This window comes from Serratia sp. A07, from assembly GCF_058725505.1.
On record NZ_JBZXDO010000056.1, the window covers coordinates 1 to 11,750 of the forward strand.

The 11,750-nt window shown below is 60.3% G+C and carries 14 protein-coding genes and 1 pseudogene; 1 reads left to right on the forward strand and 14 read right to left on the reverse strand.

What is annotated here, in order from left to right; translation table 11 throughout:
• Nucleotides 1-2,624, reverse strand: a 2,624-nt coding sequence (locus AC4PR2_RS26145) for a phage tail tape measure protein (protein ID WP_492175693.1), incomplete at its 3' end; no start/stop codon positions are given.
• 39 nt (nucleotides 2,625-2,663) lie between these two features.
• On the opposite strand from AC4PR2_RS26145, the gene AC4PR2_RS26150 reads away from it, so the two are divergent.
• The gene (locus AC4PR2_RS26150) at nucleotides 2,664-2,945 is read left to right on the forward strand and encodes a hypothetical protein (protein ID WP_399610302.1); all 282 of its coding nucleotides are present in this window, start codon (nucleotides 2,664-2,666) and stop codon (nucleotides 2,943-2,945) included.
• 77 nt (nucleotides 2,946-3,022) lie between these two features.
• On the opposite strand, the gene AC4PR2_RS26155 is transcribed toward AC4PR2_RS26150, so the two are convergent.
• The 13 genes and pseudogenes from AC4PR2_RS26155 to AC4PR2_RS26215 all read right to left on the reverse strand — a co-directional run.
• The gene (locus AC4PR2_RS26155; protein WP_399610300.1) at nucleotides 3,023-3,310 is read right to left on the reverse strand and encodes a phage tail assembly protein; all 288 of its coding nucleotides are present in this window, start codon (nucleotides 3,308-3,310) and stop codon (nucleotides 3,023-3,025) included.
• A 146-nt stretch (nucleotides 3,311-3,456) separates the two neighbouring features.
• Nucleotides 3,457-3,981 (reverse strand): phage major tail tube protein, encoded by a 525-nt coding sequence (locus tag AC4PR2_RS26160; protein WP_399610297.1) that lies wholly within the window; start codon nucleotides 3,979-3,981, stop codon nucleotides 3,457-3,459.
• Nucleotides 3,971-4,213 carry a hypothetical protein gene (locus tag AC4PR2_RS26165; RefSeq protein WP_492175694.1) on the reverse strand — a complete coding sequence of 81 codons (243 nt, stop codon included), beginning with the start codon at nucleotides 4,211-4,213 and terminating at the stop codon, nucleotides 3,971-3,973. The genes AC4PR2_RS26160 and AC4PR2_RS26165 overlap by 11 nt, the downstream gene beginning before the upstream one ends.
• On the reverse strand, nucleotides 4,210-5,643 hold the full coding sequence (locus tag AC4PR2_RS26170) for a phage tail sheath subtilisin-like domain-containing protein (protein ID WP_492175695.1): 1,434 nt from the start codon (nucleotides 5,641-5,643) through the stop codon (nucleotides 4,210-4,212). Before AC4PR2_RS26170 ends, AC4PR2_RS26165 begins: the two co-directional genes overlap by 4 nt.
• Nucleotides 5,640-5,936, reverse strand: a complete 297-nt coding sequence (locus AC4PR2_RS26175; RefSeq protein ID WP_399610289.1) for a hypothetical protein — start codon at nucleotides 5,934-5,936, stop codon at nucleotides 5,640-5,642. The genes AC4PR2_RS26170 and AC4PR2_RS26175 overlap by 4 nt, the downstream gene beginning before the upstream one ends.
• Nucleotides 5,935-6,396: pseudogene (locus AC4PR2_RS26180) on the reverse strand (Gp37 family protein); the annotation flags it as partial. The pseudogene AC4PR2_RS26180 and the gene AC4PR2_RS26175, both read right to left, overlap by 2 nt.
• Nucleotides 6,396-6,857, reverse strand: a complete 462-nt coding sequence (locus AC4PR2_RS26185; RefSeq protein WP_492175696.1) for a gp436 family protein — start codon at nucleotides 6,855-6,857, stop codon at nucleotides 6,396-6,398. The pseudogene AC4PR2_RS26180 and the gene AC4PR2_RS26185, both read right to left, overlap by 1 nt.
• Entirely contained in the window at nucleotides 6,857-7,213 is a 357-nt protein-coding gene (locus tag AC4PR2_RS26190; RefSeq protein WP_492175697.1) for a DUF2190 family protein, read from the reverse strand. Before AC4PR2_RS26190 ends, AC4PR2_RS26185 begins: the two co-directional genes overlap by 1 nt.
• Before the next feature lies 1 nt (nucleotide 7,214).
• Nucleotides 7,215-8,162, reverse strand: coding sequence for a hypothetical protein (locus AC4PR2_RS26195; protein WP_399610282.1), 948 nt, complete (start codon nucleotides 8,160-8,162; stop codon nucleotides 7,215-7,217).
• Between the two features lie 9 nt (nucleotides 8,163-8,171).
• Nucleotides 8,172-9,281, reverse strand: coding sequence for a peptidase (locus AC4PR2_RS26200; RefSeq protein ID WP_399610279.1), 1,110 nt, complete (start codon nucleotides 9,279-9,281; stop codon nucleotides 8,172-8,174).
• Nucleotides 9,282-9,542: 261 nt separating this feature from the next.
• Nucleotides 9,543-9,995: a phage virion morphogenesis protein gene (locus AC4PR2_RS26205; RefSeq protein WP_492175698.1), complete on the reverse strand. Its 453-nt coding sequence runs from the start codon at nucleotides 9,993-9,995 to the stop codon at nucleotides 9,543-9,545.
• Nucleotides 9,992-10,819, reverse strand: a complete 828-nt coding sequence (locus tag AC4PR2_RS26210) for a phage head morphogenesis protein (RefSeq protein WP_492175699.1) — start codon at nucleotides 10,817-10,819, stop codon at nucleotides 9,992-9,994. The genes AC4PR2_RS26205 and AC4PR2_RS26210 overlap by 4 nt, the downstream gene beginning before the upstream one ends.
• A partial coding sequence (locus tag AC4PR2_RS26215) for a phage portal protein family protein (RefSeq protein WP_492175700.1) occupies nucleotides 10,806-11,750 on the reverse strand: 945 nt, incomplete at its 5' end. The genes AC4PR2_RS26215 and AC4PR2_RS26210, both read right to left, overlap by 14 nt.

Below are 11,750 nucleotides of genomic sequence, written 5' to 3' on the forward strand. Positions count from 1 at the left end.
GCGTTTTGTATCTCCGGGCCGGCATTCTGGCGTTTACCATCAATGTGGATGACCGGCGCAAAATGCACCGTGATACCCGGTCCGGACGGACCTGCAGCACCACGGCCGCGACGCGCAAGGCCGCCACGAACAGCGGTGCTTTCGCCGGCTTCGGGCCAGGTGGGTACCTCGGGGACGGGCGGGCGACGGGAGGCTGACGAAACCTGCAGCGTCGACAGCCCCTGGGGGGCCTGACCGGCCAGACGCGTTATTCGTGCAGGCAGGTCGGCAAACCACCCCGCGAGCGGTGTACTGTTGCCAAACGGCATCAACGCCGAAGCAAGACGGGAAGCTGCCGAGCCTGCCTGTGGGGTAGTGCGGTCGATGCCAATCACCGCGCCCTGGACGATGTTATCCCCAAAGCCCATGAACACGCGGGAGGGGCTGTTGATGCCCAGTGTCTCGGTGAACCAGCCTTTGACGCTGCTGCCAAAGTTGACGATGGTGTCTTTCGCCGCTGCCAGCTTGCTGGTGATACCGCTCACCAGCCCTTCAATCAGGTTGGCACCAAAGTCGGTGAAGTTGGCCGGCAGCTCGATGTTGAAGTAACGCAGCACCCCGGCAAAGGCCTTGTAGAACAGCCCGACCGGCGACCAGTTGATAATGAGCGCTGCCACGCCGGTAATGCCGCCGGAGAAAGCCCGCTTGATATCTTCCCAGCGCGCCTTGAACCAGGTACTGATGGGCCCCCAATAGCGGTAAATCAGGAAGGCCCCGATCGCAATGCCGGTGATGAGCAGCCCGATAGGATTCATCATCAATGCCCGGCCGATAAACAGCACGGCGCGGCCGGCGATCATCAGCCCCTGACGCAATACACCGCCGAGAATGCGACCGAGACGCAGGCCGGCCATCCCCATGCGCCCCATCAGTGCACCGCCACGTACGATACCGCGCAGCACGCCTCCGGCCAGAGTTCGGCCCAGGCGCATAACGCGCCCTGACAGTTGGCCGATAGCGCCTGCAGCACGAGCAATGCCGCCACCGCGACCGAAACCGGCGCGGAGCAATTCCCAGGCACCACGCGCCGCTTTAAAGCTTCTCACCACCGTAACAATCGGCGTAGCGATGAGATTGATTAAGAGCCGCAGACCAACGACGAGTCCTTTGAATACGATAAGCCCGGCCACGACGCCGGCAATACCCTGAACCAGTTGTGGGTGTGCCTTGATCCACTCACCGGTTGCGGTAATCAGCGGCAGCATTTTATCCACTGCGCCTACTATTGCTGGTGTCAACTGCTCTCCCAACGTAATGCCCAGTTCGTTGGTGGCGACCATGAGCTGTTTCATCTTCTCGAGGGGAGACTCGAGGCGTTTGGCGTAGTCACTGCCCAGCACATCGTTGTCGGCCGATTTAAGGGCCTCTGCACGAATGGAGCGGTACTTGTCCATGTTCGCCAGCATCGGTCGAACGAAGGCCATCACCTGCATATCGGCGAACAGCTCACCCAGACCGAAGTTTTTCTGCAGCGCCTGCAAAGCCTGATCGCGCGCCGCATCATCCTTGAGCGCCATGGCCGCCTTGAACTGCTTGACGGCCTCCGGGCCTTTTTGTTCGAGCGACCACTGAATGACGTTCATCATGCCTTCAATGGGCGAAATGCCCTCGGCCTTCTGACGCATCAGCGATTCGCTGAGGTTGATCCCCTGATCGGCGAAGCGTTTCTGCGTATCCGGTGCGAAGAGCTTGGTCAGGAAGTTTTTGAAGTTGTTGGCGGCCTCGTCAGACGTTCCCGCCCCGATTTTGGCCACCTGCAGCGCGGCGGCCATCTCGGCGACCGCTTCCTTGCCCTGGGAAATGCCGGCCATTTGCGGTGCAAGGCTGGGCAGCCATTTGACCTGGTCAGGGATTTCAAACGAGCCGGCCTTGCCACCATAAGCCATGATGTTTTGCACGGCAGCGAAGTCTTTGGCAGCGATCCCGAGCGATTGTTTGGTGGTAAACGCCGCCTCGGCCCATTGCTCGGCGGTGGTGCGCGTGGCAGTGGCCCCACGGGCGATGCTCGGCAGATAAGCCCGGATATCATCAATGTCGTCGATATTGTTGCCGATAAGCGAACTGGTGGCGGCCTGCAGGTCATCCTGGGTCTGGTTATACTTGAGGCTCCAGGCGCGGATATTTTTACCGATCGAATCGCGGGTTTTGTTGTCGTAGCCCGCCGTGATGGCCATGTCGGCCATATTGTCCTGGAAGGTCATAGACTTTTGCACGGATGGTTTCAAAGTTTTATAAACCGTCCATCCCATGCCATAGGCTTCCACCCCGTCACGGTAAAGCTTCTTGCGATTATCCCGCAGCGCCGCAGCTGCAATGGTGGTGCGTGACAGACTGGCTTGTCGTTGCTGCAAACGTTCCATGGTCTGCCCGACACGCGTCAGTTCGCTGTTCAGTCGGCGGGCGGCACTACCACCAATGTCACCGTAACGCCCAACCGCACGGGTTAACGCTTCCTGACGTTGCTGCATTTGGGTAGTGGCCGAGCCCAGCATATCAAGCGTGCGTTGCGCGTTGCCCATGACGGTACGAAACGTCCCGGACAGCGCGGCAGAAACGACAACACCAATTGAAAATGAACTCGGCATAGGGGTAAACTCTTCTCAGTTCAAAAAGGAGGCGACGGCATGATCATCTTTGCAGTTTTATTCGGCTCAGCGGTTCTGGGCAGTTATGCCTGGTGCGTTATCGAGCTTTACAATACCTTCACCGCGACCGGTGGCGACTGGTGGCTTAGCGTTTTCGTCACCCTTGTGAGCGCAACAGCCGTCGCGCTGGCCTACTGTTTCGCGTTGATGCTGCTGCAGCCCGTCATCATCTTGCTGGCTGGACTTTCCGAGGTGCTTTACCAACTGGTGGCCTGGATCATTCGCCGTATTCGTGGCGTATCTGCTCACCCGCTTCCCTGAGATATCCCTCGAACGCCTCTACCTGGAGCCCGTCAATCTCGCTGGGCTGCCACCGAAACCATCTCGCCAGTAACGCCTCAGCCTTCAGCAATTGTTTCGGGTTCGTCATCCAGCTTAGACAGGGCCTGAAACCGCTGGGTCAATACCATGTAATCCGCCAGATCCATGCTGTCCAAATCCTCAACCGGCAAATCCACCATCGCGGCAATCAGCGGCATGTCCCAGTTCGCCGGGTCCTTGTTGGCGGCCATGACGCGCTTCATATCGCGCACTTCGAGACGACGCATGGGCAGCTTTTCGATGCGTTGGCCGCCAGCGGTGGTGTAGGGATAGCGGAGCAGAAATTGTTCGGTTGATTGAGACATAAGATGTTCCTCTACTGGATTGAGTAAAATAATCAGTAGAAGCACGGTAACGCACCTGGGTAGTCGGCGCTTTTAAACGGCATTAATAATGCAAAAGGGCCGCGCGATGCGGCCCCTTCAATAGGCTAATGGACGAAACCGGGATATCAGCCGCCGATATTACTGCGGTAATCTGCAAGCACGTCGACACCGTTAACACGGAAAATATTGGCCATGTAGTCCAGCTCCAGCAGCTCTTCACCATCCAGCACCTGCTTGACATAGGTGCAGCTGAAACCGCTGGTGAAGTCCGGGCTCTCGTGCTGTTTGAAAGTGCCCAGCGGGTTCTTTTTGAACATCACCGTCATGTAGGTCACCAGCGGGATTTCATCAATACGTCCCTGAGAGCCGAAACGCTGTACGCTCGAACGGCACTGCAACTGGTGGCTGTTGAACGGGTTGGCCACCAGGCGCGCCACGTCGGCATAGAAGCTGTTCCACTTGATCTCACCCTCCAGCTTGTCAAAGCCGTAAGGCAACTCCAGCTTGCCGACCATGCCCAGCGCCTTGCGCTCCTGCATAATGGCCTGGATCTCCGGGCATTTGACCTCTTCGGCTCGCCCCAACAAATTCGCGCCGTTGACGTAGATATTGGCGTTGCTGATCGCGTTGATCTCGATTTTACCGGCCATAGTTTTCCTCCTCGACGGCATCGATGCCGGCAGCGGTCAGTTTAAGATAGCCGGCCGACCAGCTGACCAGGCCTTTTTCCACCAGGTACTGAACATCGAAGTCCAGCGGGGCGCCGAACAGCGTCTCCAGCTCGCCGATAAACAGGCCATGCCCAAGGGGGCGCACTTTGCGCTCGCGGTAGAGCGTATCCAGCACCCGACGGCGCAGCGTGCGATTGTCGCTCGTTGTCATTGTGTCGCTCCTTTCAGCGTGGCCAGGAACTCGCCGGTGATCTCCGATTCCAGCGTCAGGCGCTCCATCGGCGGTTTTGGCGTGAACTTGTAGCTCAGCAGCAGATGACCGGCGGCAATTTCTTCATCCGGGTTGCGGTTCTTGTCATACCAGCACAGGAACCCGAGCAACGCGCCGTCGCCGATCAGCTTGCGACCGTAAGCGTTGACGGACTCGGTCAGCGCATCAATCAGCGCCTGGTCAATCGGCTGGTCGATATATTGCTGGCTGTAAAACCGCAGGGACTCGTTGAGCATATCGGCGGTGCGCCGCACGTTCTCGAAGTTTTTCATGTGCGTCACGCTCGGAAACGCCGCCGTACGGTTGCCCCACAGGCGCAGACCGCTGCCGAAACTGTTGAACACCGTGGTGATGCCATTTTCGTTGAGAAGATTGACCTCGCTTTGCGGGTCACCCGGTTTGGCGGATAACGCCCGCTCCATGCCGACAATTCCTGCAATTTCCTGGTTGGAGGACGACCACCAGAAGCCCTTGTCGTTGTCGACCCTGGCGCGCAGACCGGCCGCGCGCTGGGATAGCGGCTCCAGGCGGTTCTTGTTGGTCGCCTTATCGTAGACCAGCGCATGCGGGTAACAGAGCCGTACACGGTCGGAAGACGTATTGAAGTTGATATTACCGGCCGGTCCGCGCCCGTTGATGGCCTGGGCGAACGTGGTGCCAACCGGCGCATCGACGTAGGCCAGCGCCTTGTACTTCTCGGCGCAGGCAATCAGTTCAACCGTCACCGAGTTCTGAGTGCAGTAAACCGGGGCGATCAGGATCTTTACGTCAAAACCGAACAGCGTATAGGTCTCATCCAGCGCCTTGAGCCCCGTACGGCGCCCGGCGGCATCAGTGCTGCCAATGATATCTGCGGCGGTGACTTTCGAGGTATCCGCATTGTCATAGGTTGCTCTGACCTGTGCCCCCACCGCAATCGCGCCATTGGCTACACGGGTAACGATGCCGGTGGCGGCAATAACGGTAAAATCCTTCCCTGCAACATAGGTGGTTTTGGCGTCAGTGCTTTTAAGCGTAACAGGGCTGACCACCGGAGACTTCAGCTGCAGTTGGTTGGTGGCCTTGTCGAAAGTCACGTCCTGCTCGTTCTGTGTCGCCTTGTGGCGCTTGGGGTCAAACACGTTGATCACCACCACGGTACCCGCACCGTGGTCGTAGATGGCCCTTAGCGCCTGCGGCAAAGTAAACCCCTCAGCTTCGCTACCGAACTGCGCCGCATCCTTCTCGGTCAGGCACAACGTTGGCACATTGACCGGACCTGCCGGGGCGGTACCGACTACGGCGATAACCGCTGACTTGACGCCCTTGACCGGACGCGAGCCACGCTCGATCTCGATAACCTCCGGCCCGTGTAAATAATTGGCACTCATTGTTTATCTCCTTCTTCAGGGGACTTTCTGCCTTTACCGTCAGCGGCCTTGACCTTGGTATCAGGCTCGGGCTGCGTTTGCAGTTCAGGGGCTGGCTCAGGTTCAGGTACCGGTTCATCAAAGATGGAAGGATCTTCCACCGGCGTCAGATAGCCGAGCATCTCCAGCGTCTGGGTATACTCATGGTCGGCAGGCATCTCGACCTCCCGTTCAGGGAACAGCAGGATCTCCTGCAGCACTTCCCCGAAGCGCAGCGTCACCCCGCTCGCCGGGCCGTTGTAGATGTATTTCATCGCTTTCCTCGAAATCAACTTGGGTGAGCAGCGGCTGATCCGCCGACTCGCTGTCCTGTACAAATACCGTGACCGTCTCGAACGTCAGGACGTACTGCCACAGTCCCTCGCGCTGGCCGAGGAACACGTCCTCGACCAGCCAAATGTCACGCTGGCAGTCCGGTGGACGCCAGCCGCCCAGGCTTTGACGCAGCAAGTCGAGGACGTCGACCGCGCCGCCCTTGCCGTTAAGCTGGCGCAGCACAGCGGTGGCGTTGAACCGCACGCTCTGCGGCTGAATGACGACACCCACATCCTGTGTTTTGCCAAAGGTGGATTTGCCATAGCTCACCAGTACCGCCCCCAAAGGGTGGTTGAGGCGAAACTCTGCCGGGCTCTCCGGAAAAAAATCCACATGCAGTGCCGGCAACTTGGTGCGAAGCCGTGTCACCACGGCAGTTAACAGCTCGCTGACGTTCATCAGTAACGCTCCAAAAGTCCACCGGGGCCGCCAAAGCGACGCCCGGGACTGCGCACGCGCATTTCGCCGGGCTCCGGCATATCCCGCTGCGTCGCTTCCACACCGAGAGTGAGTTTGCCGTCACGAATGGCCACCAGGGTTTTCTCGGTGCCGCGATAGCTCTCCTTGACCGCCTCCGGCAGGTCACCCTCCGGGCGCCGTCGATAGAGCCAGTGGCACACCAGATTGACGGCCAGATCACGTAATACCGTGGGGATGAGGGGCAGCGGCAGCCGATAACGCCCGCGCAGGTGGGCGTCAATCAACTCGTCGGCATAACGGATGGCGTCAAGGATGACCGCCTCGTTGACCGTCGCCGGCAACGCCTCGCCGATATTCATCATCACCGCGTCATTGGTGAGCTCAATCAGCGTACGGCTGGCCATAACCTTGCCCACATCCGCGACCGTGCAGTAGGCCATTACGCCCTCCAGAGCACACGAATGAGCTGACCCTCTCCGCCGGCAGCGCTGAGCGCGATACCCACCGCGCCGGCTGCCTGAGAGTCTTTACCTTCGGCCGGCGCAGCTGCAATCACGCGGCCCTGGTCATCGACCGTCAGCGATGTGCCCACGTCAATGGCACCGCCCGCCTCAGCGGCGATGATACCCAGCACGTTGACCGGCACCGAATCGCCGGCCTTGCCGTCAACTTCGGCAACGCCAAGCGCAATATCACCAGCTCTGCAAAGCCCGCCGGTCACATTCACCAGGCGTTGCTGCGTGAGCGGCTCGCTTGCCACTACCGTTGTGGTCAACACAACCTGTTGCGTCTGCATCTCAGACTCCTTTCACGTTGGTAATGAGGTACCCGGCATCCGACCCGACCACCGCCACCTTGTAGATGTCGGTATAGCGGACGTTCACCACTTTGCCGCCGGCGCTGTCGAACTTGTCGATAACGGGCATGCCGGTGCGGCGGAAGGTATAGCCGAACGACGGCTCGTTCTCGTCGGCGCTGTCGCTGCCGGCTTGCGGGGCCGTAATGTAATGCAGCATTACATTGTCGGCCCACAGGTCGGACACCTTCTTGCCGTCGGTTGACAGCGAGCGCGGCGCCCCGATCAGCACTTTATCCACCTGGAACAGATCCTTGAGGATATCGTCCGTGATGCGCTTGCGCTCGTTGGCGCCAATGGCCGCCTGCAGCGCGGGGTGGAACCGCAGCAACGCCATGACCGATGCGCCGAAGGTAATGACGTTCGGACGCAGGCCGATGTTCTGACGCACGATTTCCATGCCGTCTTCGATAATCCGCAGCGGATCGCCATTGGCCTTGCCGTCTTTCACCCAGGCATCTTCCCTGACCAGCTTCTTGACCGCGTTGGTCAGGTAGATTTTCGGGTTCTGCGCCATTTCGGCGGCGTAGATCTCGCGGCGCAGTTCGATGCCATTGGTCGCACGCCGGGCGGCCTTGACTTCCTCGTTGAACATCGACTCATGCTGCTCGCGATAATCCACCGGCGCTGCCAGGTCGTGCTCATCCAGCAGGATATCCATGCTGTCTTGCTTCTCGCGGATCATGATGTTGCTGTCGGCACCGACGGCGCGCTTGGTGTCATAAACAGCAAACACCCCCTTTCCAAAGGTCGGCACTTTTGCGCCTTCCTTTTCCATCTGCACCACAGGGAACAACTGGTCGCCGATGAAAGCGGCGTTCTTGTAGCCGCGCGCTACCGTGGTCAGTACAGGGTCAACGACGCGTTTTCCCTTCAGATAGTCGGACATGCTCTCTCCTTACAGGCAGCGTTTGACCGCTGACTCATAGCTGATTTTTTCGGACTGGCTCAGGGCCAGCGCTTTATGGTGCAGGGCCAGCTGCACCGGATCGGCGTCGGCGAACTCTGCCGTGTGTACGGTAGGGTTACCGCGCTCCTTGGTCGCAACCTCGCTGAAATCAACCAGCGGGGCCGCGCTTTTGAGCAGCGCGCGAAACGCTTCGCCAAGCGGCTGAGTGATACTGCCTTCGGTATAGCTGACCGGCTCTTCGCCGGCGTCGGCAGCATCGAGCATCGCCACCACGACGTTTTTGGCGGCCGGGGCCAGTCGCCCGTCAGTCACCAGACCGTCGGCAAAGGCGGCATTGGCATTGTGTACCTCTTGCTGGCGTGCCTGGCTGTCGGCCTGACGGCGGGCGTCAAGCTGGCGTTTCAGGTCGGCGTTCTCCTGCTCCAGGCGCTGTTTTTCTTGCTCATCCACGGTGTTGTCCTCAGTGGTGGGGGGAATGGGCGCTGCCGGAGCAGCGACGGTAAATTCGGTAAACGCGGGGCGCGGCGTCGATTCGGGTTGGCCGGCTTCGCGCAGGGCGTCAATTTGCCAGGCGGGGATCACCTCGTCGGTGGCCTCACGGCCGAACTTCTCGATAAAGAAGTCACGCAGGCGGGCAAACATCGACGCACTGGTGGTAAAGCCCCAGTCGGCGAACTCCACCACGCCGTCTTCCTCTTCATGAAATGAGGCGCTTTTGAGGCCCTTGATAGCCGGCGGCTGAGCACCCAGGAACCCCACATGGCGCAGGTAATAGACGCCGGGCTTGGGGTTGCTGGGTGAGTCCGGGGTGTAGAACGAGGCGGAAATCTTCTTGAATCGCTTGCTGGCAACCAGCTCGGCAAATGCCGGGTCGACCTCATGCGGTTCAGCCAGCACGTCACGCCCCTGAGCTGCCAGGCGTTTTACCCAGCCGTAAGCCGGGTCGTCGGTGCGCGGGTGCCCGACCACGATGGGAGCTTCGTGCAGCGACGGATCGTACGCCTGCACCATGTCGCCGATCATGGTCTCGCTGAAATCAATCTTGCGGCCGTGCATGTCGGTATGCGTGCCGGCCTTGAAAATATGGAGTGTGCTCATGTCCCCTCCGGTGAATGTTCCGGAGCAGTGTGGCGCAGAGGGAATGGTGTCGGCTTTTAAACGGCTTTAAGAAAAACGGGGTAACGGGAAAATAGAGGAGGAAAGACCAAGAGGTGTGCGCCGATCATGCCGCTGATTGAGGATGGCGTCAACGACCGCGCGTAAAAACCGCCGCAGAGGCCTTTATAAAGGTTTATAAAGGCCGTCGGGGCGTACAGAGGTAAACTGACCCGCCTGCGCGCCTTAAATCGCGTGACGGCCTTAACGTCCAGTTGACCGTTCCAGGTAGCGCAGCACCGTATCCAGCAGTTTTTGTTCGGTACCGGCCTGCAGCGTACCGTCGGCGTCGACCGGCAGGTACGGGCGTGCCGGCAGTTCGACGCTGCGGTTGCGGCCGGCCTTGCCGCCGAGCTGGTGAATACGCGCGTAATCGAGGTTGGTGCCGAGCGTGGCCTGGTGACTGTCGTACTCGGTGGTCACGCTGCCGCGCAGTTGCCCGGTTGCCGAGAGCGTCATCCCCTCGCGCGTCTGGGCGGCCACCGACGGTTGCCAGGCCGGATGCCCCTCGTCCTCGAAGTTGAGGTCGGTCTCGGTCTTGAGGGTTTCCGCCAGGGCGCGCATCAGCGGTGTCATATCCCGCCCGGCGGTGTCGAGGTTACGCAGGGCTTTCTCCAGTTCACCGGCATTAATGGCAATGTGCATCAGGTCGTTCATGGACGTTCTCCAAGTTGCTCGCGCGCCAGACTTGCCAGCGAGCCGCCATAGCGCACCAGGTCTGGCGCATAACCGTGCCCGGGGTTGTACGAGAACCCGACGTCGGGGCTGATGGTCTTACCCGACGGCAGGCGGAAGGTGGCGACCTCCTTCAATTCACCGGTCTTCTCAGAGACCAGCCTCATCGAGGTATCCAGCCTGCTGGCAGCAAAACCGACAGATAGCCCCCGGCGGCGAACATCATCGGCACTCAGTGCGACCACGCTGCAGCGACAGCGCCAGCCATTCGGGGGGTAGAAACTCTGCCAGAACGGATCATCGGCGCGAAACACCAGGCCATGCAGCGCCAGATGGCTTTGGCGGGTGCGGCTGTCGCGGATGGCCACGTACATCCAGTAGGGTCGGTCATCGATATTGGCCTGCTGTTCGGCCCAGCGTCCTGCGCTGTAGAGCGTCGACATGTTGGTGCGGTAAATCGTATCCAACCGCCACGGGCTGCCTTGCTGGATGGTTACCGGCTCACCGGTCGACGGGTCGGTGGCGTCCGCTTTCCCCCACCATCCCTTCGCCTGCAGTATCGGCGTCAGTTCCTTTTTGAACCAGCGCGCGGTTTTGCCCTCTGCAAGGGCTTTTGCCAGCGCCTGACGGATATCTTCCAGGATATCGAGGCGGGTGACCCTGGCCACGGTGAACGCCTCGGCGTGCGCCTCCTGCCAAATCTCCTCCCAGTCCCAGGTGATGCGATAGCCCTTGGCCTTCAGATACGCAATGGCGCGCGCCGGCGGCAGGCCAAAGCAGACCGACAAATCATCACTGCTGAGCACTGAGCCTCCCCGCAACCTTTGCCATAAACAGAATGCGCGCCAGGCGCTCGTGCAGCTGGCCTGCATCCATACGCGGATACAACTCCGCCAGCATGCCCATCAGCTGCGCCGGTGCCGCGCCATCCCGGACCGCGTCGAACAATGGCGCCAGTATCGGCGCCAGAACTTTATCCGCATGACCGGTGTGCAGCAGCGACGACAGCGCGCCGTCCAGCGCCTCTTCACTCAGTCCGGCCTCATCGGCCTGCGACTCGGCAAAGGCGGCGTTAGTGAGCGGGGTCATCACCGCCGACTCGCGCAGGTCGCCGGGCTGCAGGTTGTACTCGCGCATAAAGTACTGCGGGGTAAAGAGTGCCCCCGACAGGGTCAGGCTCTGGTCGCGTTTTGCCTGGACATCGTCGACCGCGTCCTGCTCCCACAGCTCCCACTGTGGCATCGGCACGTCACCGAAGTTGAGCTCCACCATATGGCGCAGCACCTGATTGATGGCGCTCATCACCAGCTTGGCATCGCCGTCACGGATATCGGCGGTGACCTCAAGCCCGGCCACGGCACTGGCCTTGTTGGCGGACGCCTCGGTGGTCTGGTTCTGCCCCAACAGCGCGATAGTGATCTCCGAGCGCGCCAGCTCAATCAGGTGACGATAGATATCGCTGGAGGCGCCCTTGCCGCCAGCCTCCATAATCTGCACCGACGAGTCGTCGGGAATGACCGCCACGGCGTCTTCCACCATGCCTTCGAGTGAGTTCAGCAACAGATCGATTTCGGCGTCCGCCGTGCCCCGAGGATGCTTGCCGACCAGCCACGGGCTGCCGTACTTCTCGGTAAAGGTCATCCAGAACCGCCAGCCGCCCTTCTTGAAGGCCACCGGCCAGAAACACATCGACAGGTCGGGGAAACCGTACGGGTTGTCGAAGGTCGCATCCTGCGT